This window comes from Salinicola sp. LHM, assembly GCF_034479735.1.
GTDB classification, from domain to species: Bacteria; Pseudomonadota; Gammaproteobacteria; order Pseudomonadales; family Halomonadaceae; genus Salinicola; species Salinicola salarius.
In genome coordinates this window covers 2,132,146-2,158,186 of record NZ_CP140261.1, presented here as the reverse complement: position 1 = coordinate 2,158,186, position 26,041 = coordinate 2,132,146, and the positions used below count along the sequence as shown (strand labels likewise).

The 26,041-nt window shown below is 60.6% G+C and carries 19 protein-coding genes; 11 read left to right on the top strand and 8 right to left on the bottom strand.

From position 1 onward, the window contains the following. Positions 1 to 171 precede the first annotated feature (171 nt). A complete protein-coding gene (gene lnt / locus R5R73_RS09960; protein ID WP_071230019.1) occupies positions 172 to 1,632 on the top strand; it encodes an apolipoprotein N-acyltransferase in 1,461 nt (486 codons plus the stop codon). 138 nt (positions 1,633 to 1,770) lie between these two features. After that, positions 1,771 to 3,477 (top strand): peptidoglycan DD-metalloendopeptidase family protein, encoded by a 1,707-nt coding sequence (locus tag R5R73_RS09955; RefSeq protein ID WP_071230020.1) that lies wholly within the window; start codon positions 1,771 to 1,773, stop codon positions 3,475 to 3,477. 351 nt (positions 3,478 to 3,828) lie between these two features. Here R5R73_RS09955 and R5R73_RS09950 read toward each other — a convergent pair whose 3' ends face one another. From R5R73_RS09950 to gorA, 4 genes are all read right to left on the bottom strand, one after another. Further along, positions 3,829 to 4,221 carry an ectoine synthase gene (locus R5R73_RS09950; RefSeq protein ID WP_071230021.1) on the bottom strand — a complete coding sequence of 131 codons (393 nt, stop codon included), beginning with the start codon at positions 4,219 to 4,221 and terminating at the stop codon, positions 3,829 to 3,831. A 99-nt stretch (positions 4,222 to 4,320) separates the two neighbouring features. Next, the gene (gene ectB, locus R5R73_RS09945) at positions 4,321 to 5,586 is read right to left on the bottom strand and encodes a diaminobutyrate--2-oxoglutarate transaminase (RefSeq protein WP_322527423.1); all 1,266 of its coding nucleotides are present in this window, start codon (positions 5,584 to 5,586) and stop codon (positions 4,321 to 4,323) included. 83 nt (positions 5,587 to 5,669) lie between these two features. After that, entirely contained in the window at positions 5,670 to 6,257 is a 588-nt protein-coding gene (gene ectA / locus R5R73_RS09940; protein WP_071230023.1) for a diaminobutyrate acetyltransferase, read from the bottom strand. Between the two features lie 347 nt (positions 6,258 to 6,604). Next, complete coding sequence (gene gorA / locus R5R73_RS09935) at positions 6,605 to 7,966, bottom strand: glutathione-disulfide reductase (protein ID WP_071230024.1); 1,362 nt, start codon at positions 7,964 to 7,966, stop codon at positions 6,605 to 6,607. Positions 7,967 to 8,188: 222 nt separating this feature from the next. On the opposite strand from gorA, the gene R5R73_RS09930 reads away from it, so the two are divergent. The 9 genes from R5R73_RS09930 (at position 8,189) to R5R73_RS09890 (ending at position 18,173) form a co-directional block, all read left to right on the top strand. Further along, the gene (locus R5R73_RS09930) at positions 8,189 to 8,833 is read left to right on the top strand and encodes a carbonic anhydrase (RefSeq protein ID WP_071230025.1); all 645 of its coding nucleotides are present in this window, start codon (positions 8,189 to 8,191) and stop codon (positions 8,831 to 8,833) included. A 242-nt stretch (positions 8,834 to 9,075) separates the two neighbouring features. Then, entirely contained in the window at positions 9,076 to 10,665 is a 1,590-nt protein-coding gene (locus R5R73_RS09925; protein WP_322527422.1) for an ABC transporter substrate-binding protein, read from the top strand. Then, the gene (locus R5R73_RS09920; protein WP_071230027.1) at positions 10,662 to 11,708 is read left to right on the top strand and encodes an ABC transporter permease; all 1,047 of its coding nucleotides are present in this window, start codon (positions 10,662 to 10,664) and stop codon (positions 11,706 to 11,708) included. The genes R5R73_RS09925 and R5R73_RS09920 overlap by 4 nt, the downstream gene beginning before the upstream one ends. Beyond that, the gene (locus R5R73_RS09915; RefSeq protein WP_071230028.1) at positions 11,705 to 12,646 is read left to right on the top strand and encodes an ABC transporter permease; all 942 of its coding nucleotides are present in this window, start codon (positions 11,705 to 11,707) and stop codon (positions 12,644 to 12,646) included. The genes R5R73_RS09920 and R5R73_RS09915 overlap by 4 nt, the downstream gene beginning before the upstream one ends. 4 nt (positions 12,647 to 12,650) lie before the next feature. Beyond that, positions 12,651 to 13,667 carry an ABC transporter ATP-binding protein gene (locus R5R73_RS09910; protein ID WP_322527421.1) on the top strand — a complete coding sequence of 339 codons (1,017 nt, stop codon included), beginning with the start codon at positions 12,651 to 12,653 and terminating at the stop codon, positions 13,665 to 13,667. Further along, the gene (locus R5R73_RS09905; protein WP_322527420.1) at positions 13,664 to 14,722 is read left to right on the top strand and encodes an oligopeptide/dipeptide ABC transporter ATP-binding protein; all 1,059 of its coding nucleotides are present in this window, start codon (positions 13,664 to 13,666) and stop codon (positions 14,720 to 14,722) included. Before R5R73_RS09910 ends, R5R73_RS09905 begins: the two co-directional genes overlap by 4 nt. 143 nt (positions 14,723 to 14,865) lie before the next feature. Beyond that, positions 14,866 to 15,774: a LysR family transcriptional regulator gene (locus tag R5R73_RS09900; protein ID WP_110632755.1), complete on the top strand. Its 909-nt coding sequence runs from the start codon at positions 14,866 to 14,868 to the stop codon at positions 15,772 to 15,774. Positions 15,775 to 15,798: 24 nt separating this feature from the next. Further along, positions 15,799 to 17,136 (top strand): Xaa-Pro dipeptidase, encoded by a 1,338-nt coding sequence (gene pepQ / locus R5R73_RS09895; RefSeq protein ID WP_322527419.1) that lies wholly within the window; start codon positions 15,799 to 15,801, stop codon positions 17,134 to 17,136. A gap of 8 nt (positions 17,137 to 17,144) precedes the next feature. Beyond that, positions 17,145 to 18,173: a hydrolase gene (locus R5R73_RS09890; protein ID WP_276231445.1), complete on the top strand. Its 1,029-nt coding sequence runs from the start codon at positions 17,145 to 17,147 to the stop codon at positions 18,171 to 18,173. Positions 18,174 to 18,233: 60 nt separating this feature from the next. Here the strand turns inward: R5R73_RS09890 and msrA are convergent, their stop codons facing one another. The 4 genes from msrA to R5R73_RS09870 form a co-directional block, all read right to left on the bottom strand. Then, entirely contained in the window at positions 18,234 to 18,872 is a 639-nt protein-coding gene (gene msrA / locus R5R73_RS09885) for a peptide-methionine (S)-S-oxide reductase MsrA (RefSeq protein ID WP_298837402.1), read from the bottom strand. 80 nt (positions 18,873 to 18,952) lie between these two features. Further along, the gene (locus tag R5R73_RS09880) at positions 18,953 to 23,125 is read right to left on the bottom strand and encodes a translocation/assembly module TamB domain-containing protein (protein WP_322527418.1); all 4,173 of its coding nucleotides are present in this window, start codon (positions 23,123 to 23,125) and stop codon (positions 18,953 to 18,955) included. Further along, positions 23,089 to 24,930, bottom strand: coding sequence for an autotransporter assembly complex protein TamA (locus R5R73_RS09875; protein ID WP_276231442.1), 1,842 nt, complete (start codon positions 24,928 to 24,930; stop codon positions 23,089 to 23,091). Before R5R73_RS09875 ends, R5R73_RS09880 begins: the two co-directional genes overlap by 37 nt. 4 nt (positions 24,931 to 24,934) lie before the next feature. After that, positions 24,935 to 25,960, bottom strand: coding sequence for a hypothetical protein (locus R5R73_RS09870; protein WP_322527417.1), 1,026 nt, complete (start codon positions 25,958 to 25,960; stop codon positions 24,935 to 24,937). Positions 25,961 to 26,041: the final 81 nt, after the last annotated feature.

The following is a 26,041-nucleotide window of genomic DNA, read 5'->3' as shown; positions in this document are numbered from 1 at the left end:
GGCTATAGAGTCAAGCCGCATCGTCTTACTGGTAGTGAAGCATGCGAGGCGGGTAGAAAACGACTTGCGAACGACTGCGACGGCCAATAGAAGCATGACTTTTGAGAATGGCCATAATGTTTTTCCGAGGCGTTTTTGATAAAAGTGGCCCGTCACGTTAAGGAGCAACCCATGCGATTTTCCTGTCGCCCCTGGATGGGATGCGTGTTAGCGGTCTTCGCAGGGGCTCTAACGACGCTAACCTTCTCTCCCTTCGAGCTTTGGTGGCTGGGGCCGGTCGCCGTCGGCCTCATTTACTCAGGCCTGGATGACCTGACACCGGGTCAGGCAGCCCTGCGAGGCTGGTGTTATGGCATCGCGCTGTTCGCCACGGGAACCTCATGGGTCTACGTGTCGATCCATGAGTACGGTTACACGGGGGTGCCGCTATCGGTTTTCCTTACAGCCCTGTTTGCCGCCACCTTGGCGCTTTTCTATGCCATTCCCTTCTGGTTCTATCGGCGCTTTACTGGCTCGCGTCTAGCCTTTCTCTCCTTCGCCGGCGCGTGGGTGTTGATTGAAGTGCTACGGACATACCTTTTCACCGGTTTCCCTTGGCTATTGCTGGGGAGCGCGCACGTCGATTCTCCTTTAGCACCATTGGCCCCGGTTGGCGGGGTGCTGCTGTTGACATTGGTTACCGCCCTGACGGGCACGCTGGGGGTGGAGTTCCTGCGTCGACGCTGGTGGGCAGGGGGCACGATCGCCGCTCTATGGCTGTTCCCCTTGATGCTTCCTACTCAGTGGACCATACCCAGCAAGGAGCCCGTACAAGTGAGCCTGTTACAGGGCAATCTACCCCAGCTAAGCAAATGGACAAACGAGGGGCAGCGTAACGCAGTCAGCACCTATGCCCGATTGACCCGCAACATTGCTGAAGACATAGATCTGGTTATCTGGCCGGAAACGGCGATTCCTATGTATCAGCGTCAAGCCGAGCCGCTGTTGGAGCGGGTTAAGGCTACTTTGCCATCAGGAGCCGAACTACTCACCGGTATCGTGCAGCGCGACGACTCGGGCCGCTATTACAATGCCGTAGTCGGTGCCGGCGAGGTTACGGATGTGTACCGCAAGTCGCATCTGGTACCGTTCGGTGAATACATCCCGATGGAAAAACAGCTACGTGGCATTATCGCTTTCTTTGATCTGCCGATGTCAGACTTCACGGCAGGCAATTCCGAACAAGGCCCGATCCGAGCCGCTGGACTGCGCATCGGCACGGCGATCTGTTACGAAATTATTTTCCCGGACTTAGTGGCACAACGCGCCGATAACGCTGAGGTGTTGCTCACGGTGTCCAACGACACCTGGTTCGGTGACTCCATCGGGCCGCTTCAGCATCTGCAAATGGCCCGGCTACGCGCCCTTGAAAATGGTCGCTATGTTATGCGGGCAACGAACAATGGGGTGACGGCCATCATCGACCCGCAAGGTCGCATTATCGATCGCGCGACTCAATTCAGGATGACCACCCTCAACGGAGAAATCCGGGCCATGCGGGGAGAAACGCCATTCACACGCACCGGAAGCTGGCCAACCTGGCTATTGTCAGCAGCGCTGGTTATATCCGGGGTACGCAGGCGAAATAGCTAAAAGACACCGTTATCGACAGTTAGGCAAGCCACTACAAAATGTCATTATGCGCAGAGGCTTGCCCTGTAGGGTAGGCACATCGTGTTGTTTGGGGTAAAGTGCCGCCATTTCACTTCACTTGGTCTATCATAAGCTCTCATGCTAAGAATCCTTCGCTTCCTGCCTCGCAGCCGAAAATTACTGATTTTACCTATAGCTACGCTAGTCACGTTACTAGGAGCGCAGGAAATCTTCTCTGTGTTAAAAGCTTCTAATGGAGATGATGCGCCCCTTAACGAGGCTAGTTCGCCAAGCATTGAGTTATCTACTCGCTTCCAAGCTCAAGCTGACACCATGACAGCTGTTAAAGTCAGCACCAACTACAAATATACGGGCCCCGCTCAGGCTTCCACCGGACTTACCAAGCCCACGGCAGGCTCGCCGCAAAGCCTCCTATTGGTAACAGACGAAGTTGAAACTACTCGCGTTTCTGAAACAACTGTCCAAGACAGCGTTGTTCGTGCGGCTACACCATTAAACCCCAGCGTTCCTACAACCAAGCCGGAAAGTACTAAAGACGCTAGCGAACTGGATAGCCAGGCGCTGCACATGGCGATTCGACTTACCGACTCGTCAACAGAAGCCAACGATCGCAAAGTTGGCGGGACTTCCGATGTTGGTTTATCTGTCGACCTAATACATAACGATGAAAAAGTAGACATGGAAGAAGAACTGGTAGCCAACGAAAGATTCGTCCCATCTTGGGAAACTTATACCATTCAATCCGGCGATACTTTCGCGGACATGGCCGAACGCATTCTGGGACTAGGCTATGATGAAGTTATGCAGCTTCTCGAAGAAATCCCGGACGAAAGGACATTCACTCGCTGGCGTGTCGGTGATAACTTTGACTTTAAAATTAACGAATCTGGTGAATTATTGGCACTGCGAATCATGGAGGATGCACATTCCGGCCTCCTGATTGAACGCGACCACGACAGCAAGAGCTTTGAGGTTACTCGTCTTGAAAAAACGGCTCGGAAAACGGAGCGATTGTTTTCAGGAACCGTCAATGGCAGTTTTGCTCAGTCAGCCAGCGCCACTGGCTTATCTTACTCAGAAGTGTCTGATCTGAGCGATCTACTTTCGAAAAAGATAAATTTTCGCCGTGCTGCCCGGCGAGGAGATCAATTCCGAGTTTTGGTAGAAACCGATATGATTGAGGGTCAGGCTGCTGATTCGCGCATCCTTGCTGCTCACTACAAAGGCAATAAAAGAGACCTAGCTATCGTTAGGAATCCTGCTGATGACAATTTTTATACCTCTGAAGGCTACAGCCTCTCCCCGGCATTTAACCGGAAGCCGTTTAAAGGCGACTACAGGATAAGCTCGCCTTTTAACTTGCGGCGAAAGCACCCAATCACTGGCCGAGTTAGTCCGCATCGAGGCACTGACTTTGCAGTAACCATTGGCACTTCGATTCAATCTCCAGCAAATGGACGTGTTGTCAAATCGGCCTATCAAGCAAATGGCGCTGGAAACTACGTTGTGATCCGCCATGACAACGGCTACAAGACTCGCTATATGCACCTATCCAAACGCTTGGTATCTGAAGGCGAGCGCGTTTCCAGAGGCCAGAAGATTGCACTATCCGGCAATACGGGTCGTAGCACGGGGCCTCATCTTCATTACGAATTAATGGTTAACAATAATCAAGTCGACGCCATGCGCGTCAAATTGCCGGAAGGCAAGCAGCTATCTGGACAAGCATTAGCAGCCTTTCAAAAGGAGGCCAAGCAGTTCTTAGCTCAGATTGATCACGACACAACTTTATCTATGATTGCTAGCCAATCGAAATTACCTTAGAAAAACGCATTTCCAATGAGCCTGAGTATCCACTCAAAATACTTGGACCGGAGTCTGATAACCCAGACGCTGCGGGCAGGTTGTTGAGCCTCTCTACGACCTACCGCAGCTCAGCGTCGATGACTTCTCGAAAGGCCGTACCCTTCAAAATTACTGGCGAATTAGTCCGTTGGTATTCTGTTTTCACGGCACCAAGTCGAGGCTCCATCGCGAGATCTCGTGCTATCAGAATAAACGTAGCGGGAATTTCACATTGCCGGTGGATCCGGTTTCTGGGAGGAGGTCAGGATCAAAAAAAGACCGCATAAGCGGTCTTTTTTTGTGCCTGAATGAACGATGGCGCGTTGAGATTTACTCGGCCGGTGCGTAGGAGCCGTCTTCGCGGTGAATTTCACGGCCAGTTAGCGCAGGGCTGAAGACACAGGCAACGGTCATGCCCTTTTCCTTGCCACGCAGCCAATGCTCATCGTGCTGGTCGAGCAAATACATGTCGCCGGCCTTGATGGTATGGATCTTGCCATCGGCGATGGTTTCCACTTCACCCTCACCTTCGTAGCAGAACACTGCTTCGATGTGGTTCTTGTAATGAATATGGGTTTCCGTACCCGGATGAATACGCGTGATGTTGAATGAAAACCCACAACCGTCTTCGGCCAGCATCAGCCGAGTGCTGTCCCAGTTGCCGTTCTCGGCTTCGACGAAGCGGTCGGTTTTCATGCATTCCTGAAGATTACGTACGATCATCGATACAACTCCTGGTGGGTGACTTCAAAGATGACATGAGAGACGGCCCAATGCTCATCGAGGAGGGCCGCCCTATTGTGCGCCGTGCCAGGTTTCGCCTCAGGCAAAGGCTTCCTTGGCACTGCGCTCCAGAATATCCAGACCTTCGAGGAGATCTTCATCGCTGATCACCAGCGGGCACAGGCACTTCACGACTTGACCATCCTGCCCCGCGGTTTCGATGATGAGCCCGTTTTCGAAGGCTTTTGCCGTGATCTTGTCCGCCACGTCACCGTCGCGTACATCGATACCGCGCATCAGACCGCGGCCGCGTTCGCTCGCGGGATAACCCATTTCGGTCAGCATCGCGGCAATCCTGGCGAAGCGCTCTTCGACGAGACGCCCTTTACGCTGGACGTCGCGCTCGAAGGTGTCATCGCTCCAGAAATGTCTGAGCGCGGCCGCCGCTGTCACGAAAGCCATGTTGAAACCCCGGAATGTGCCGTTGTACTGGCCAGGCTTCCACTTATCCAGTTCGGGGCGCATCAGCACGTGGGCGAACGGCAGGCCATAAGCGGACAGCGATTTCGAATTGGTAACGATATCAGGCACGATGCCGGCATGCTCGAAGCTGAAGAACTTGCCGGTACGGCCACAACCTGCCTGGATGTCGTCGACGATCAGCAGGATGTCATGCGCGCGGCAGATGCCTTCCAGACGCTTCAACCAGTCCAGGCCTGCCGGGTTGATACCGCCCTCGCCCTGCACCGTCTCGACGATCACGCCGGCCGGCACGTCGAGCCCGCCAGACTTGTCGCTCAGCAGCTTCTCGAAATAGTCGAGTGTGTCGGTGCCTTCCCCGAGATAGCCATCGAACGGCAGGAAGCTGGCACCCTGGGCCGGGATGCCACCGGTCGCTTCGCGGAACTTGCGGTTGCCGGTCGTTGCCAGTGCGCCCATGGTGACGCCATGGAAGCCATTGGTGAAGGTGACGATGTTATGACGCCCCTTCGCCACGCGAGCCAAGCGAATCGCGGCTTCGGTAGCGTTGGTACCCGTCGGGCCCGGCAGATGAACCTTGTAGTCCAGCCCACGCGGTTTGAAGATCACTTCTTCCAGCGTCTCAAGGTAGTCGCGCTTGGCGGCGGTCCACATGTCCAGACCATGGACGATACCGTTGGAAGTGATGTATTCGACCAGCGCTTCCTGAAGCTTCGGATGGTTATGACCGTAATTGAGCGTGCCGGCGCCAGCGAGAAAATCGATGTACTCGCGGCCATCCTCGGCAGTCAGGCGCGCGCCCTGGGCCTTGGTGAAAACAATTGGAAAAGAGCGAGAATAAGTCCGGACTTCGGACTCCATGCGTTCGAGAATCTGAGTCTGCATACAACCTCCGTAATGGGAGTGTGGATGTCGTGGGGAGCGTGGATAAGGCGTGCTGGCATAAGACATGCGTAACAACGCAGACCTTACCCGCCCTGGATACGTTGGGGGTCGAACGGGCCGATCCGGACGAGGTTTTCCGGGTCGTGCTCTCCGCCCAGTTGATCGGTCGAAAAGTATTCGCGACTGATGAGGGGCGCCTGCCAGCGATCCGCCAGACGCTTGAACAAGCCCCATGAGGCCTGATTGTCCGGCGTGATCGTGGTTTCGAGATGGTTCAACTCTGCCAGCTCCGGCCGAGTCAGCACGGCTTCGACCAAGCGTCTAGCCAGGCCGGTGCCCCGTGCCTTTTCCCCGACGGCGACTTGCCACAGGAAATAGATATCGGGAGCGGCAGCTTTGACGTAGCCGGACACGAATCCGACGATTTCCCCATCTTCCGTCGTCGCGACGGCACAGCTGTCGCGGAACTGCGTTGCCAGCAACAGATAGGCATAACCGGAATTGACATCGAGCGGCGGACAGGCCTTGACCAGTTCATAGATCCCCCACCCGTCTTCCGTGGTGGGCTTGCGAATGAACAGTGGCATATCGGGCTTGCCAACGACGGCATCGGCCACGGTAGGCCTTGCCAAGTCTGCCGACGGCGTAAATGCCGGATTGGGGTTGGTCATCGTCATCGTCGCTATGGCGAATTTGAATTCAAGGATAACAGCGAGTGAAGCAAGCTTCAAACCGTAGGTTATTTTACTCAACCAGTTCAATAATGAATATTTATATGCTGGATGAGCATCCGGAAATTCCGACAATTCCAGTCTAGACGAAGGCTGGCGATGTATTGGAGGAAGATGTATTGGAGGAAATAGGCGAAGTCTTTGAGGCCCGATGCTCGCATCGTTCTGAAGAACTTTCTCTCATGGCGAATTCGGGGCGCGCCGATGAGAGTCACGAAGGCCGGACATCGGGCATAACGACAATGGCCGCCTCGAGGCGGCCATTGAACGTAGCAGCGGAGCCGTGATCAGCGGCGAGTGAGGCTGCGCATGGTAACGAACTCTTCCGCTGCCGTCGGGTGGATACCCACCGTGGCGTCGAAATCCGTCTTGGTCAGTTGGGCGCGCACGGCGATCGCGATGCCTTGAATGGTTTCCCCCGCTTCGTCACCAACCATATGGGCGCCGACGACGCGGTCGCTGGCATCATCGACCACCAGCTTCATCAGGCAGCGCTCGTCACTGCCGGACAGCGTGTGCTTCATCGGACGGAAATCCGCGCTGTAGATGCGCACTGCGCCGAAGCGCTCGCGCGCTTCTTCTTCGGAAAGACCCACGGTGCCGATATTGGGATGGCAGAACACGGCCGTCGCGATGTTCTGGTAGTCGAGCGGTCCCGGTGTCTTGTCGCCGTAATGATGCTGAACCAGGTGCATGGCTTCTGCCAGCGCGACCGGTGTCAGCTCGGGGCCACCAGTCACGTCGCCCAGCGCAAGGATCGACGGCACGGAGGATTCGTAGCGCTCGTTGACCTTGAGCGTGCCGTCGGTGTTGAGCTCCACGCCCAGCGAATCCAGGCCCAGCCCTTCCAGGTGCGGACGACGCCCTGTGGCGGCAAGCACGGCATCCACCTCGAGCTGTTCACCGTTGGTCAATGTCACTTCGAGCCCGCCATCCACCTTGCGGATACGCTCGATATTGGCCTCGAAATGCAGGTTGACGCCCTTCTTGGCCATTTCGTCCCGTGTGAACTCGCGGACTTCGTGGTCGAATCCGCGTAGAAACAGCGCGCCACGATAGACCAGGTGCGTATCGGCGCCCAGGCCATTGAATATGCTGGCGAACTCGACGGCGATATAGCCGCCGCCCAGGACCAGAAAGCGCTTGGGGAAGTCGTCGAGGTCGAATACCTGGTTGGAGTTGACGGTATATTCGCTGCCCTCGAACTGCGGCGTCCACGGCCAGCCGCCGACCGCGACCAGAATCTTCTCCGCGGTGATGCGCTCGCCATTGATCTCGACCGCGTGGGCATCGACGACTTTGGCCCGGCCATTGATCAGCGTGACGCCGGCCCCTTCCAGCAGGCGGTTGTAGATGCCGTTGAGACGCTTGATCTCTTCGATCTTGTTATCACGAAGCGTGGCCCAATCGAATTTCGGCGCCTGCGGTATCGTCCAGCCGAAACCGCTGCTGTCTTCGAAGGCGTCGTGAAAATGTGCCGCGTAGGAGTACAGCTTCTTCGGCACGCAGCCGACGTTGACACAGGTACCGCCCAGATAGCGATCTTCGGCAACGGCCACTTTGACGCCCGTTGCTGCAGCCGTCCGTGCGGCACGTACACCACCGGAACCGGCTCCTATCACGAAAAGATCGTAATCGTAATTCGCCACAGTGAAACTCCTTGAGACATGATGCGGCGATGATACCAGCCTCGATCCGGTGTCGGAAAAGTCCGTGACTATCGAGGCGATATAAAAAAAGCTTTGCAAGGCGTGATGCTCGCGTTCGGCGCGTCAGATGATGTGACTTCGAAAATATCGCCGGATGGCCTAGAATCGTTGTCTTGACGGCGACACAAGACGTTCGCCAAGCCACGTACTCAGGTTACTGTCATGAGCGATATCCAGACTCTTCTCGAACAGAATCGGCGCTGGGCCGACGGTGTGCAGCAGCGTGCTCCAAACTTCTTTGCGGAGCTTTCCCAGCAGCAGAATCCCGACTATCTCTGGATCGGATGCTCGGATAGTCGCGTACCTGCCAACCAGATCGTCGACCTGCCACCAGGTGAAGTTTTCGTTCACCGTAACGTTGCCAATCTGATCTACCACAACGACATGAATGCATTGTCGGTCGTTCAGTTCGCCGTCGACGTGCTCAAGGTCAAGCACATCATGGTGGTCGGGCACTACGGCTGTGGTGGGGTCAGGGCCGCAATCACTGGCGGGGAGCACGGTATCGTCGACTACTGGCTCAATAGCATCAGCGAGCTCTATCAGCAGCATCGGCCGACACTTGAGTCACTCCCCCTGGATGAGCAGGTCGACCGCATGTGCGAACACAATGTTCGCCTCCAGGTTGCCAACCTGTGCCGTACCAAGATCATTCAGCGTGCCTGGGAGCGGGAGCAGCCGCTGTCCGTGCATGGCTGGGTCTATGGCCTCACGGATGGTCGCGTCAATGATCTGGGCTGCACCGTGTCACGCGCCGATCAGATGGGAAGTATCCGTATTCAGCCGACCTTCTCCGCTCAGGAGTGAACGCCAGGCAGCAGACCTGCATCATCAGAGCCGAACATCTCATGAGCCGAGTTGAGCTATTCGCTGATTGAATGGCATGGTTCGAGATTTCGATTGGGTCCATCGGTCATCCATGAGTAAGGTGGATGACACGATGGATCTGCCAGACATTACCGATCGAGCCAATGACCAATGGCAGCACGCATTGGCAACGTTCTCCACGTCATCTCAAGGCGTGATTTCATAACAATATCGGACCCGCAATGCGTCTCACGACGATTCTGCTTGGCTTGCTGATGGGAAGCCTGTCTCTGTTGCCATTGACCTGCGCAGCCATGGCGGACGATAAGAGCACCCTGCTCAGAGTGGCCTATGACACCGACCCGGTGTCGCTGGATATTCACGAACAGCTTGCCATCGGCATGCTCCAGCTCTCCCATCTGGCCTTCGACCCGCTGGTTCGCTGGAACCGGAATCTTCAGCTCGAACCCCGGCTGGCCACCGATTGGGAACGACTCGACGATACGACCATGCGGCTACACCTGCGGCACGGCGTCACCTTTCATAGCGGTAACGCTTTCACGGCCAAGGATGTCGTATGGACGGTGCAGCGTCTCAAGCGGAGCCCGGATTTCCGCGCCATTTTCGCTCCCGTCGAACGCGTCGAAGCGGTCGACGACTTCACCGTCGACCTGCGGACGCGTCAGCCCTATCCGCTACTGCTCAACCTCGCGACCTATATCTTTCCGATGGACAGCCAGTTCTATACCGGCACTTCGGCCAAGGGGCAGGACAAGAGCGAGATCGTCAAGAATGGCAACTCCTTTGCCTCGAATCACCTGTCTGGCACCGGCCCTTTCGAGATCGTGTCGCGTCAGCCGGGCACCCGGATCGAGTTCAAGCGTTTCCCCAAATACTGGGACGACGATTCACCCGGCAACGTCGATCGTCTGGTCATGACACCGATCGCCGAGAGTGCGACTCGCGTCGCCGCCCTGCTCGCCGGTGACGTCGATTTCATCTCGCCGGTGCCCTTCAGTGCCGTGCAGCGATTACGTCACGCGGATGGCGTCAAGCTGGTCACCATGCCCGGCACTCGTATTACCATGCTGCAGCTCAACGAGCAGCGGGTACCGGCATTTCGCGATGCGCGCGTGCGACGCGCCTTTGCCTACGCGGTCAATCAGACTGCCATTGCCGAGCGTCTGCTGAAAGGCTTTGCGACACCCGCGGCGCAGATGTCGCCCAAGGGTTATGCTGGGCACGTATCGACGCTGACGCCACGCTATGATCTCGCCAGGGCCCGAGAGCTGATGCGTGACGCCGGCTACGGCGACGGGTTCTCGGTCACCCTGATGGCGCCCAACAACCGCTACGTGAACGATGCCCAGACCGCACAGGTGGCACTGGCGATTGCCGCCATGCTGGCCAAGATCAACGTCACTGTCGAATTCGAGACGCTACCCAAGAATCAGTATTGGGCCGAATACGATAACCGTGCCGCCGACATGATGATGATGGGCTGGTACTCCGATACCGGCGATTCCGCCAATTTCTTCGAGTATCTGACCTTCTGTCCCGATCCCGACACGGGCGCCGGGCGTTACAACGCCAGCGAGTACTGCAATCCGCAGATCGACGCGCTGGTCGACCGGGCGAACCTCACCACCCGGCCGGACGCTCGCGCCCAGTTGCTGAGGCAGGCCGAGCAGGCGATCCATGACGACGCTCCGTTCATCCCGCTGTACTGGCAGAATCTCGCCTGGGCGGCGGCCGAGCGGGTCGATATCGCGCCCGTGCTGAATGTCATGAACATGCCCTATCTGGGCGACGTGGTCGTGCGGTCTCGATGATCCCGTTTCTGATTCGGCGGCTGTGCCAGGCGGTCCTGGTGATGTTCATCATCAGCATGATCGGCTTCGCGATCCAGGGTGGACTGGGAGATCCCGTCCAGCAGATGCTCGGGCCAGCGGCTACCGAGGCAGAAGCCACGGCACTGCGTCACTCGCTCGGTCTGGATGCCCCGCTGTGGGCGCAATATCTGGATTTCGCGAACGACGCCTTGCACCTGGATTTCGGCCGCTCCTACTTCTTTCACGAGCCTGCGCTCAGCGTGATTGCCCGCTATCTGCCGGCGACCCTCGAGCTGGTGGCGGCCAGTGCCGTACTGACACTTCTGCTATCGGTGCCGATGGGCGTTTTCTGCGCGATTCGGCCACGCAGCTGGTTGTCGCAAACCCTGATGGGGTTATCGGTGATCGGTATCTCCGTGCCGGTCTTTCTGACCGCCATGGTGCTGATCCAGGTCTTCTCGATCGGCATCCAGGTAACGCTGTTTCCCGCGGATACCGGCTGGGGCCACTGGCTCAACCAGCTTTTCTCCATCGAAGGCGGCATGCCTGCCTATGGGCGTGGCAATCCCGTCCATGTCCTGGGCGTCTGGTACACCAATTTCGCCACGCTGCAGGGCATTCTCTATCTGTTACTCCCGGCCTTCTCGCTGGCGCTGGTCATGCTGCCATTGTTTGTCCGCCTGATTCATGCCGAAATGCTAGAGGTACTGGAGTCGGACTACGTGAAATACGCCAGAGCCCGAGGGCTGCGGCCATCGCGTATCTATTTTCTGCACGCGCTGAAGAACACGCTGCTGCCGGTAGTGACGCTGGGCGGGGTACAGATCGGTACGCTGGTGGCCTATACCCTGCTGACGGAGACTGTCTTCCAGTGGCCAGGAGCAGGCCTGATGTTTCTCGATGCCATCGAGCGTGCAGACATGCCGCTGATCGTGGCCTACCTGATGGTGGTCGGACTGCTTTTCGTGGTGATCAATACCCTCGTCGATCTGTTGTATCGGCTGCTGAACCCGCGGATCACGTTGAGCGGGAGGGCCGCATGAGTCCCGAAACTCGTTCCTCGGCAACCGTCTGGCGTCGCTTCCGCGGCTCCTATTTCCTATACCGGTTGCAACGCAACCGCCGCGCCCAGGTCTGTTTGACACTCTTCGTGCTGATCATGGCAAGCGTTCTTCTCGCGCCCTGGATCGCGCCCAGCAATCCCTACGATCTCGCGCAGATCAACCTGCTGGATTCCGAACTGCCACCCTTCTGGATCGCAGGCAGTGAACCTGCCCATCTACTGGGCACCGACGTGCAGGGCCGGGATCTGCTCTCGAGTATGCTTTACGGCGCGCGCGTGTCGATTGCGATCGGCTTCGGCGCGGTGCTGCTGCAATCCGTGCTGGGTACGGCGCTGGGGCTGCTCGCAGGTTACCGGGGAGGCTTCGTCGATGCGTTACTGATGCGGCTGGCCGATATCCAGCTGTCGTTCTCGACCTTGATGATGGCGATCATCATCGGTGCCGTGGTCAAGGCAGCATTCGGCGGCGCGTTCTATGGCGATTATGGCGTCGTGATCCTGATACTGATCATCGGTCTGAGCGAATGGCCCCAGTACGCCCGCACCATCAGGGCAAGCGTCCTGGCGGAAAAACAGAAAGACTATGTCGACGCCGCTCGCGTGCTGGGCTTCTCGAGTTATCGCATCATGTGGCGACACTTACTTCCCAACACGCTGACGCCGATTTTCGTGCTCTCCACCATTCAGGTCGCCAACGCCATCATGGCCGAAGCGGCGCTGTCGTTTTTGGGTTTGGGGATGCCGGAGACCGAACCGTCATTGGGCTCGCTGATCAAGTCGGGATTCGACTACCTGCAGTCCGGTTCCTGGTGGATCACGCTGTTGCCGGGGCTGTTTCTGGTGACGCTGGTTCTGGTCATCAACCTGCTGGGGGATTGGTTGCGCGATACGATGAATCCTCGTCTTCACAAGGGATAACGCCATGGCGCTGCTGGAGGTCGATCACCTCGATATCCGTTTCCCGCTGCGGCACGACGAGATCCGCGCGGTGCGTGACGTGAGTTTCGCACTCGAACGTGGCGAGCGGCTGGGTATCGTTGGCGAGTCCGGCGCCGGCAAGTCGGTGCTCGCCTTCAGCCTGCTGAAACTGCTTTCCCGGCCGGGATACATCGCCGGCGGTCGCGTTCGGTTCGAAGGACGCGAACTGACGACACTTTCGGATCGCCAACTGCGCAGGATTCGGGGTAACCGCGTGGCGATGATATTCCAGGATCCGCTGACGACGCTCAATCCGGCCCTGACCATCGGCCGGCAGATGATCGAGAGTCTCAAGGCCCACCGCCGGATCTCCGAGCGCCGCGCACGGGCCATCGCGCTGCACAAGCTGCGCCAGGTGCAGGTGTCCTCCCCCGAGCAGCGTTTCGAGCAGTATCCGCACCAGCTCTCCGGTGGGCTCTGCCAGCGCGTGGTCATCGCCATCGCACTGTTGCTGGATCCCGACATCATCATTGCCGACGAGCCCACCACCGCTCTCGATGTCACCATCCAGGCCGAGATCATCGCTCTGCTCACGCAACTATGCGACAAGCACAACGTCGGCCTGATCGTGATCTCCCATGATCTCGGCGTCATCGGCCAACTGACGCAGCGCCTGCTGGTGATGTATGCCGGCCGCATCGTCGAGCAGGGGCCGACCCGGGAGATCATCAATGATGCCCAGCACCCCTATACGCAGGGATTGATCAATGCCCTGCCCCAGATGACGCTGCCCAGGCAGCGCCTGGCGCAGATTCCCGGCAACATGCCGAGCCTTGCCCGGGTACCGGACGGCTGCGCCTTCCATCCCCGATGTCGTTACCGCTTCACGCCACAAGGGCGACTGCGGCAGGCGTGCGTGGAACGGGTGCCCGAGGCCGTCTCTTCCGGCGGAAGCCAGGTTGCCTGCCACTGGGTCCGTGAACTGATAACGACCGTGCCGATCGAGGAAGAGGCAATATGAACCCCACCGATTCGCTGCAGACGCTGGGACGTGCGGCCGATGCGCCCGCTCCGCTGGTCCGGGTTCGTGGCTTGCACAAACGCTTTGCGCTGCATCCGGAACGCCTGCTGCCGTGGCGGTTCGACAAGCGTCGGCGCGCCTGGCGCCGTCAGAGGATTCATGCGGTCAATGGCGTCGACCTGGATATCCAGCGCGGCGATGCACTCTGCGTGGTGGGCGAATCGGGATGTGGCAAATCGACCCTGGCACGCTTGATCATGGGCTTGCTGACGGCCAGCGACGGGGAAGTAAGTTACGACGGCCAGCGAGTCGACCGTCTCGACGCGAAGCAGTGGCGCCCTTTTCGTCGGCGCATGCAGATGATCTTCCAGAACCCTCATTCGTCGCTGAATCCGCGCCTGACAATGCGCCAGACCCTCGAGGAGCCCATTCGTTTCCATCATCCCGACTGGCCGCGTTCGAAGATTCGCCATCGGGCCGATGCGCTGATGGCAGACGTGGGTGTCGATATCGGCTGGGGCGAGCGCTTCGCCCACGAGCTCTCCGGCGGGCAACGGCAACGTATCGCCATCGCCAGGGCGCTCAGCGTGGAACCCGAGTTCATCGTGGCCGACGAGCCCGTCTCCGCCCTGGACGTCTCGGTTCAGGCCCAGATCATGAATCTGCTCATGGACGCTCAGGCGGAACGTCGTTTGACCTACCTGTTCATCACCCACGACCTGGCGGTCGTTGAGCACTTCGCCACGCAAGTCGCGGTCATGTATCGAGGGACGATCTGCGAACTGGCGGATGCCGACACGCTCTTCGCGCAACCCCGGCACCCGTATACCCGGGCGCTATTGGCCGCGAGTCCTCGGCTGGAAGATAGCGATACCGAGCCACTGCGTCTGAGCGACGAAGACCCGCCCCCGATCGAGACGTCGAGCGGGTGCGTGTTCCGGGAGCGCTGCCCTCACGTCAACGCTCGCTGCCAGCGGGAGATGCCGGCAGCGCTCGTTACCCGGGACGGTCATCGGGTCGCGTGCCACGCCGTCGAGGAAGGACGCGTTCCATGATCGCCTTCAATAGTCGCTCAACGGCGTATCGGGTAGGCTGGTTCGAGTCGGTGCTTTCGAGTCGGTTCTATGACCTCGATGAGGCGATTTGCCAACCCATCGTCCGGCGCATCGCAACCGCGTGATTTACGATAGAGAACACCATGGAACTACGTTGGCTGGAGGACTTCATCGTCCTGGCCGAAACGCGTCATTTTTCTCGTGCCGCCGATCAACAGAACGTCACCCAACCGACCTTTTCGCGGCGCATCAAACTGCTCGAGGAGTCGATGGGCGCCACGCTGATCAACCGTCAGACACTGCCGCTCAGTCTGACCCCGGCCGGCGAGGAGTTCCTCATTCTGTGCAAGCAGATTACCGAGCGGGTGCGGGTCACGCGGGAGCGATTGCAGAACCTCGCCCGGGAGGACTCGCGTCGCGTCAAGCTGGCGGCGCCCCAGAGCCTGGTGACCCACTTCGTCCCTTCATGGCTGGAAACGAATGCCATCCAGTCGCAGGTCGAACCCTATCTGCGTGCCACGAGCTGGCTGGTCGGAGAGTATTTTCAGGCGCTCGAGCGTGGCGAAGTGGATCTGGCGCTGTGTTACTGGCCGGAAGGTCGCACGGCACTCGATATCGATCTCAGTGGCGTGCGCTACCTCGAGATCGGCGAGGAGCGCCTGATACCCGTCTGCCTGGCCGATGCCGATGGTCAACCACGTTTTGCCCTGCCCGGCCACAAGCGGGAGCCGGTACCGCATATCGCCTATCATCCCAGCGGATTGATCGCCGCAGCGCTGCAGGCCCACTGGGGGCGCTCACGCCAGGAAGTGCATCTGTCCACGCTCAACGAGAACGTCCAGACATCCAACATTCGTGAACTGGTGCAGCAGGGCTACGGGCTTGGCTGGCTACCCTGGCGCACGGTTCGTCATCTTCTCGAAACTGGCGAGCTGACGCGTGCCGGCGATCAACGCTGGGACGTGCCGCTATCGTTACGCCTCTATTTTCGGCAGGACAGCCGGCATCCCACGCTACCGGGCCTGCTGACACGACTCGCTGCCGCCCGGTGATAAATCCAACGACAGGAAACGCCCATGATTTCTAGCAACGATACCGTCGCAACGCTTCAACGCGCCCACCTGGAACGCCTCCAGTCGGCTTACGCCGATATTCTCGCTGCCCAACGGTTCGATGCCGTTCTGATCTACAGCGGCCATGCCGGCGTCCACTTTGCCGATGATCAGGAAGCCTCCTTCAAGAGCTACGGTCATTTCGTCCACTGGACCGGGGCCAGCCATCATCAGCACGACTGGCTGCTGATTCAGCCGGGTAGTTCGCCCCGCTGGTACTACTACGCGCCGGCCGATTTCTGGCACCTGGCCACGCCAGCGCCGACGGGCGTATTGGCGGAAGTCATGACGCTACAGCCGCTGCGCGATACCGGCTGGCCGCCGGAAAGCGATATGGCTGCCCGTCGCCTGGCCGTGATCGGTAATCTGAAAGCGTCGTCGCTGCCGGCCGGGGCCGAGCTCAATCCGCCGGCGCTGTTGGCGGCGCTGGACGAATTGCGCATGTACAAGGATGACTACGAGCGCCATTGCCTGTTCGTTGCCAACCAGTGGGCCCTGAAGGGCCACGATGCGGCCCGCAATGCCTTTGCCGCGGGCGCCAGCGAACTGGATATCCAGCTCGCCTATCTCGCGGCGACGCGCCAGCGGGAATCCCAGGTTCCCTACCAGAATATCATCGGCATCGATCACCACGCGGGCACCCTGCACTATCAACACTATGACGTGGAGGCACCCGGCACGCCGAAGTCGCTGCTGGTCGACGCCGGCCACTCCCACGCAGGCTACGCGGCGGATATCACGCGCACCTGGGCTTCCGTTCACGCCGACCCGCTATTCGAGCGACTCATCCAGGGCGTCACCGACTATCAGCAGCGTCTCATTTCGCGGCTGGCTCCGGGACTGGATTTCGTTGAACTGCACCGGGAAATGCACCGCCATCTGGCCGAGCTGCTGGTCGAGACCCGACTGATCTCGACCAGCGCCGAAGCGGCCGTGGAGAGCGGCCTGACACGCGCCTTCTGTCCCCACGGGCTCGGGCACAGCCTGGGCATTCAGGTTCATGACGTGGGCGGCCGGCAGCGCGACGGACAGGGTACGCCGTTGCCACCGCCGCCCGAGGACCCCGCATTGCGCCTGACACGCACGCTTGACGTCGGCATGGTGGTTACCATAGAACCGGGTTTGTACGTGATTCCCATGTTGCTGGCGCCGTTTCGCCAGGGCGCCCAGCGTGAAACCGTCGACTGGGCGGCCGTCGACCGGCTTCAGGATCACGGTGGCATCCGGATCGAGGATAACGTGATCGTCACGGCAGAGGGTCACGACAATCTGACCCAGGGCAGACCGATCGCCGAGGATTGAATCCATTCATGGCAAGCACGATCGTATCGGCTGATTTTCGCGCGCCGCCGGGGCTGCGCAACGCGCACGTCCAGACACTGCTCCCGCGACTGCTGCCCGGCGGCTTTCTGGCGAAAGACACCGAGGTCGTGAACCTGCCGGATGGCGATTTCGTGGAGCTGGCCTGGGCCCGCCCGGCCCCGCCGCGCGCCGACGCGCCGATCTTCCTGCTATTCCATGGTCTGGAAGGTTCCTTCGATTCGCCCTACGCCCGCGAGCTGCTCCATGCCGCGGCGCGAATGGGATGGCGTGCCGTGCTGATGCATTTTCGTGGCTGCGGACAAACGCCGAACCGGTTGCCGCGAGCCTATCACTCGGGAGATACCGCCGATGCCTACTGGGTTATCGGTCAGCTGGCACAGCGTTATCCCGAGGCACTCATGGTGGCTGCGGGAGTGTCGCTGGGCGCGAACATGCTGCTGAAACTGGTGGCCGAACAGGGTGGCGACGGTCTGCCGCTGGAGGGCGCCATCGCGATCAACGCGCCGCTGGATCTCGCCGCGAGTGCCGATACGCTAAATCACGGGTTCTCACGGCTTTATCAGCGCTATCTGCTGCGCCAGCTCAAACGCAAGGTTCTGACCCGACTGCGGACGACCCCGTTGCCGTTGACGATCAGCGCGCAGCAGATTCGACAGTTGAACAGCTTCTGGGCCTATGACAACGACGTCACCGCCCCGCTGCACGGCTTTCGCTCTGCCAGCGATTACTATCGACGCGCCTCGGCGGGGCCGTTGCTGGGAGAAATCGAATTGCCGACGCTGATTCTGCATGCGAATGACGACCCGTTCATGCCGCCGGATCTGTTCGCCCGCCTGCCGGCACCCTCGCCGTCGGTGCGGGTGGAAATTGCCCGCCACGGCGGCCACGTCGGGTACGTGGAAAGACGCGGCGGGCGGCTGGGTTCCTGGCTGACCCGACGCATCGAAGCGCAGCTGCAGCAGTGGGCGCCGCGCAAGCTAAGCCAGACGGCTCCCTCCCCTCTGCTCGATCACTGAACCGATCGTCAAGCCAGGCAGCGAAGAGAGCCGCAGACTCAAGCGATGCTTGATCGGCGATCAGGCCGGTAGCGGACAGGTGACGCCTGTCCCCTTCAGACCACAGTAGCCATTGGGATTCTTGGCGAGATACTGCTGGTGATACTCTTCGGCGTAGTAGAACGTATCCAGCGGACGAATCTCGGTGGTGATCTCCCCCAGGCCTTGAGCTTGCAGCGCCGCCTGATACTCGTCCCGGCTCCGCTCGGCCACCGCTTGCTGCTTCTCGCTGGTGGTATAGATTGTCGAACGGTATTGCGTGCCCAGGTCGTTGCCTTGCCGCATTCCCTGGGTCGGATCATGAGCTTCCCAGAAGGTACCCAGCAGCGACTCGAGCGTGACACGGGCCGGATCGTAGACGACCAGCACGACTTCGGCGTGGCCCGTCCTGCCGGTACAGGTCTCTTCATAGGTCGGATTCGGCGTGATACCGCCGGCATAGCCCACGGCAGTGACGACGACGCCATCCTGCTCCCAGAACAGCCGCTCCGCCCCCCAGAAGCACCCCAGCCCCAATACGATCTGCTCGGTGCCAGCCGGGAAAGGCGGTTGCATCGCAGCGCCATTGATCAGGTGTTCACCGCTGATCTGAATGGGCGTATCGCGCCCCGGGAGTGCTGTCTCCGCAGTCGGTAGCGATTCGGAACGTCGTTTAAACATGGGTTACCTCCGGATGATCGAAGAGGCGCCCGGCATTGCCGGACGCCGATAATGTCGGGCGAGCCCCTCGGATGAGCGTCTCAGGTATCGCTGGCACGGCCCAGGCTGAAGGTGTAGATCAGATCGACGGCCTGCGCGGCGCCGGAAACGGCCTGCAGATAGAGATTCTGAATCAGGCGATAACGCAGGGTCAGCTCGGCGATGGGAGAGAATATGCCGACGCCGTAGCTCACCTTCAAGTCGTCGAAGACATAACCGCTGACCACCACCTGGCTGTCATCGCCCGATCCCGACGCATCGAGACTCAGATCCTGCACGCCGAACGCCTGGCCGACCTGCCCTACGGCACTGCCGGTCTGCGACAGCGAGAGCCCGATCAACGCCGAGGTCAAGGCGTCGTCTCCGCTGCCGGTATCCTCCGGCGCTCGGCCCCGAAGAATATAGGACAGGGCGCGGCTTTCCGTCATCGCGGGTTCGGAGAAGATCGTCAGACGCGGTGACGACGCCGAACCGGTCACCCGCAAGCCGGCAATCACGTCGTCTTCGGTGGTATCCGGATTGCGGATGGCCTCGAACTGCAGACTCGGCTGGGACGCCGGCCCGCTGAACAGTACCTGCCCTTGGCGAATGATCAGGTCCTGCCCGAACGAGGTATAGGTGCCGTCGACCAGATTGACGTCGCCATAGAGCTGGACCGGGCCGGTGCCCTGACGCACCTGCAGCTCGCCGGTGAGCCCGGCTTCGAGACCGTAGGCTTCCAGCTGCATGTCCGGCCCGAGATGCAGGTTGACGCGGACATCGAGCTGCATCCCCGCATCGGCCAGGGCCTGAGCCGTACCGGCACCCTCTTCGTTCTGCCGGGCCGCGGCTGCGGCCTGCTGCTGGCGATCCTCTTCCTCGGTGATGATGACGGTGTCGCTGCTGGGCGCCTGCGCCGACGAGGGAATCTGACCAATCTCCAGCCGCGCCCACGGAATGCTGACATCGCCGCGAACCTGGAGTCGCTGCGGCATGGCATGGATCTGCAGATCCGGGGCAACTCTCAGGCGACCGTAGGCCGGCATCGCCACCATCAGCGGCGATTCGGTGCCGTCGATATTGACGTTGGCTCGCCAGTTGGCCGGATCCTGCCAGTTGGCATCCCCCGAGAGATCGAGCCGGCCCTCGTCGCTCTGCACGAATCCCTGCAGTGTCGACGACTGGCCCTGCAGAGCCAGTGACAGTTGGGCGTCGGTGATCGCGCTCGGCGACACGCCCCCCTTGACCTGCACGCCATCGAGGGTGATATCGCCATTCAGCGCCGGCATGGCAAGCGTGCCGCCGAGCGCGACATCGCCATTGATGGCGCCTTCCAGCCGATCGATTCCCGCCACCAGTGGTCGATAGGGGCTGAAGCGGAGATCGCTCATCTGCAGACGCCCTTCCAGCTTGCCGTCGCCCGCGGGATCGTCGATTCGAGCCTGCAGCCGAATCCGGCCCGCGTCTTCCAGTTGCAGATCGAGCTGGGTCCGGGCCCGCTGCTGATCGGCATCCAGCGACAGCGACACCGCCGCCGCCGGCACCTGCCACGGCGCGCCTCGCGCATCGACGCCGCTGACCGTCACGTCACTGTCGATATCGGCGTTGGCGGCCCAGGCCTGACCGCCTCGCGACCAACTGGCGACGATATCACCGTTGGTCTGGCCCTCGACCTGCCACTCTTCGGGCATGAAGTCGTTGAGCAGCGCCATGGGAAGATCGTCGATCGACAGCGCGGCTCGCCCTTGGGCCTTTGATGCGTTCATGCGCTCGGTCAGGCAGAGCGCCCCACCCTGCTGGCGATCAAGGCAGAACGGGGAAATCGTTGCGCTGGCATTGGCCAGATTGGCACTGAAGTTCAGCGAATCGCGCAGCTCGATATCGCCATAGTCGGTCGAGGCCGTCAGCCGGGAGAATACGCCCTGATAATGCTGGAAGGCACTATCGAGGCCGCCTTGAAGCCGAATGGACGCCTGCGAGACCGGAAGGCCCTCGCCACCGCTCACGTCGAGCGACAGCTGGTGCTGAGACAGGCGTCCGGCGAGATCGAGCTCGACGGATCGAATCTGCTGTCCCGCCGTCTGAATGCCGCTCGCTGTCAGATCCACGTCGAACTGCGGATCCTGCGTTCCCGTGGAGTCGGCTTTCAGCGCCAGCTGCTCGAGCCGGTTCTCGGCATAGCCGACACCGCGGCCCTGAAGATCGACCGCGATCTGCGGCCGCTCCAGCGTCCCGCGGCCCTGAAATCGGCCGCTCAGCGCCCCGGAGAGATCCGGCAGGATAGTACCCAGGGCGGGCGCATCGATACGACCCTCGATGTCGAGATTCCGGTCGACTCGCCCGCTGGCGGTGATCCGGTTGTCGCCCTGGCGGAAATCGAGCTCGCGGATATTCCACTGCATCTCGCTGTTGCCATCGACTTGCGCGTGCAAACTGAGTGCCCGCTGCTGAAGCCGACCGTCGATCGCCAGCCGAGGTACCGCAAGCTGCCAGCCGCCGTCGTCGCGCATCGCGAAAGCCGCCTGGGTCTGGCCATTCAGTTGCCCGGTGAGGGTCTGTGAAAAAGCGCCCAGCGGCAGTTGCTGAAAATCCAGATGCACGCTGGCGGACAATGCCGGCGCCCAGCGCACCGTGCCTTGGCTTTCGAGCTTGCCTCCCTGGCTTGCCACCTGCATCGGCTGCCAGGCGAAATGGTCGAGATCGCCCTTGCCAGCGAGTGTCAGCGTGGCGGGCGGCAACCCGGCGCCCTGTCCGGCCAGGTCGAGATCGGCGCGATAGTTCGCCAGCGTGCCGTCGACGTTCAGCGCCAGGTGGTCGAGCTGATATTGCGGCGCCGTCTGCTCGATGGCCTGCACGTCCTGCAGTTTTCGTGCCGCGAGGATGGCGGCCTCGTCGAGGCCATCGTCCAGGTCGGTGAAAGGCGCGAACGGACGCGACGCCAGCGGCCAACGCAGTTGATCCGCATTGAGGTTCACGGAGAACGGCAGCCCCGGTTCGAAGGCTTGAATCCGGGCATCGAGCGTTGCCTCGGCATTACCGGCCGTGCGCAGCTGGATATCCAGATCGTCGAGCGTGCCCTTGGCATCGAGTGTCATCGTCTGGCCGTAGAACGGCGCGCGGGTTACCCGCCCTTGCAGTGATAGCGCAAGCGGAATCTCCCCCTCGAGCTCGGCACTGGCGGCAAGCTCGGCATGGCCATCCGGTGCATCCAGCATCAGCCGCTGGATCTCGATCCTGCGATCGATGGCGGAGAAAGAGAGCGCCAGTCGGTTCAACCGTTGCGGATTCGGACCTTCGAGGCTGACGTCACTGATCGTCACGCTCGGCGCGTCGACTTCCAGCGGCAACTGGAGATCGGGCAACTCCTCGCGAAGCGCTGCGAGACTCCGCTCGATCCTTTCGACACGGGCGTCGGTTCGGTCGGAGTCTGCCTCGGCGACGTTGACGGCAGCGGCCAGCGTCAGCGGCGTCAATGCCATCGGCACGAGGTTGTCGGGAAGCGTGTCGGGAAGCGCTGCAGGCGGCGTGTCGGTAATCGAGGCCGGTGGCAGCGTCGCGTTGTCGCCGGCAGCATTGACGGCGACCGAGGCATCGATGGCATCCGGACTGAGAACGCCAGTGCCGAGATCGGGCATGGCGAGCGTCTGGCCCGGACTCTCAGGCAGTTGAATGCGGGTCTGGTCGAGCGTCGTGGGCAACAGTTTCAGATGGTTGCCGGACATTTCGGCACCCGTCTGGAAGTGCTGCCAATGGATATCGGTGCCATCGGCCAGCCGAATGCCGACGTCGTCAAGACGAACCTGGCGAATCTCGATAGGCAGCGGAACGGCAATCGACGGCATGCCGCCGCCCTCTTCCTTTGCGGGCGTCGGCGGAGGCTGGGAATCGCTCTCGCCCAGTCGAATGCGGGCGCCGGTGATGCTCAGATCGTCGAGACACACGCGGCCCCTGAGCAGGCAGTCGTCGGCCCAGGCAAGGTGGAAACTGTCCACGGCGAGATCCAGCGTCCCGGCGGACAGGCGTAGCCCCTCGATGGTCAGTTCATCGAGCGGTGCACCCTCGAAACGCTGCGCCTCGACCCAGCCGCGCGACTGGGCCTGCTCGAAAAGCCACTGGCTGCCCCAGGGCGACAGACCCAGCCCGGCGAGTGTCAGAATCAGGCCCAGCAGCCACAGGACCAGGAACAGCAGCAGCCGAATCAGAATTCCGGTCCGATGGAGAAATGGAGACGCCAAGAGTCCTCCTCGTCGTCAAACGGATGGGCGATATCGAAACGGATCGGCCCGACGGGTGAGATCCAGCGTACGCCGACGCCAGCGCCGGTCTTGAGTTCGTCCGGCCACCATTCATCGAACGCGTTGCCCGTATCGACGAATGTGGCGCTCCAGAAGTTGCCGGTCAGGTGGCGTTGATACTCGATGCTGCTGGTCAGCATGTGTTGACCACCGAGAAGCTCGCCGTCCTCGTTCTCGGGCGAAAGACTCTCGTAGGAGTATCCGCGGATGCTCTGGTCGCCCCCGGCGAAGAAGCGCAGCGATGGCGGGACCTTGTCGAAGGCATTGGTGGCCATGGCACCGCCACCGATACGGCCGACGAAACGGTTCTCGCTGCCGAGCATTCTCACCCACTGGGAATCGAAGGTGGTCCGCACGAAGCGAGCATCCGATCCCCAGGCCGGGTCCGACCATTCCAGTGTCAACTGCTGCCTGTCGCCCCAGCTCGGGAAGGTCTGGTTGCGCTTGCGAGTGCGCGACCAGCTGATGCCGGGATAGAGCAGCAGTACGGCATCGTCCTGGTCGGCCTGGGTAAAGTTCTCGTAGGTGGTCTGCCAGTAGAGATCCTGCGCCCAACCATTGGAGAATTCCCAGTGACGTGCCATCTGGACCGAACTCTCGAAGCTCTTGGTGTCCTCGTTATCGATATTCTTGAGGCCGTAGCGAAAGCGATAACTGTCTCTCAGCGGGTTCTCGAGCGGAATCGTGTATTCTCCCGAGAAGCGCTGTTCGGGCGCGGAAAGATACAGCGAGTTGGTCAGGCTGTGACCGTAGCGATTCAGCCAGGGTATGGTCCAGGAGAACTGGGTGCGCGGCCCCACGTCGGTGGCGTAACCCACACCGACCTCGAACTGATGGCGATCCGCCGGGGTCAGCTCCACATCGACAGGCACGACCGTGGGTCGGCTATCGGTTATTTCCCTGGCGACGTTCAAGCCCGGCCCACCCAGCACTGAATCGGGGTCGGCAGTCGTGTCGCGGCCGGTCGCCTCGCGCCACCACTGGCTGGGCGCGGCCGGCAATGCCTCTTCATTGACGCGTGGCCGTACCGCCACGCCACTGAACCAGTTGGTCTGCCCCAGATTCTGGTTGAGCGTGGCCAGATCGCCGGCGAGGTAGGGTTCTCCCGGCTCGAACGGGACCATGTTCTTCAAGCGGTGCTGCTGGATCTGACTGCCTCGAAAATGGACATGCCCGAATCGGTAGCGTTGGCCGCTGTCGAAGTCGAGAAAGATGCGGGCGCTGTTCTCCCAGGGGCGGACTTCGATACGCTGCTGACGAAAGCGCGAATTGAAATAGCCTCGTTCCAGTGCCAGCGTCGACAGCCTGCCCTTGAAGCCGTCATAGCGGGAGTGCAACAACGGATCGCCGACCTTGAGCGGGTTCGACTGCATCGCGCTTTCGAACGCCGCATCGTCTTTGGCATCGCCCTCGAGTGACACGTCGACCTGCGTGATTTCGGTACGCTCGCCCGGCTCGATATCGATGACGACGCGCTCGTTGTCTTCATCGGGATAGCGAGTGGCGAGTTCGGCATTGTAGTAGCCAAATGCCTGGAGGGCCTGCTCGGCCCGGTTTCTCACCACGCCATCCAGGCGTTCGCGAGTGGATTGGCTGTCGGCCTCGAGCTCGGAAAGAATGTTGACGACATTGTCCGCAGGCGCCCCGCTCAATCCGTGCACGGTGACGTCCAGTGCCCAGACGTGCCCCGCGACAGGCAGCCCGAGGCAGATCAGTCCCATCCCTAGGACCTTGGCTTGAAACATCGACTCAACCTCCGCCGCGCTGTAGATCAGAGACATTGGTAATCAGCGAGGCGACACGTCGCGTCAGCTGGGCGCGACTGGCCTCGAGTGATCCCAGTCTTTCTTTGAGTTCGCGAATCTGAGAGGCGCTGACCCCGGCGGGCAGATCATCGACGCGTGACTGCAAGGATTCGAGACTGGCATTGAGAGCGGTTTGCCCCTGCCGAAGTTCCGTCAGCGAGCTGCGAATCTGTTCCAACTCGTCCGTGGACGGTGTCTCCTGCTGCGAGAGCGTATCGACGCGTTTCTCGAGCGTCGTCAGCGTAGATTGCAGGTCCGTCAGCGTGGCTTGAGTATCCGAGCCCTCGATCTCTTCGAGCTGCTTCGAGAGCGCCTGCTGATCCTGACGCAGCGTATCGAGCGAGGCGACGAACTGGTCCGATCGCTCTTGGCCGGTCTGTTCCAGCCGATCCAGAGCGTCGTTCAAGGCGGTGATACGCTCATCCTGCTGCTGTTGGCCGCCTTCGAGCGTGGTCAGCCTCGCCGACAGCGCGCCGCGTTCGTTCTCGCCGGTACTTTCGAGCGCCGTGAACGAGGATTGCAGCGTCGCGATCAAATCACGCAGCTCCTGATCAGTATGCTGGAGCGATTCGAGTTGCTGTGCGGTCTGGTCATCCTCTCGAGACTTCGCTACCCGGGTTTCCAGACTGCCTACTGCCGCTCGGGTCGCCTCGAACTGATCGCGCAAGCGATCGAACTCCGAACGCAGACTTTCCCCGGAAGCGTCCAATGTCGAACCAGTCGCATCCAGGCGCTGATTGAGCTTGGCGATCTGGGCATCCTGCGCCTGCAGCCTCTGCCAGAGTTGCCAGCCTCCTGCCCCCGCCCCGGCGATCAACAGCAGAATGAAACACCATAATGGCCACACTTTGGGCGGGCGCCGCCCGGGAGATCCCTGGTAATGGCGCGCACCCGTTCGGGGTGTCGTCATGTCGCTGCGATCGGGCACGATGGTCGGGGGGGCGCGATGCTCGTCGGATTGTGATGGCATTGACGTCATATACCTTGCCAATAGTGATGCTGTCGCTGATGAAACGGGCGATGTCTCGGCCTCCGCGGGTGCGGATACCGG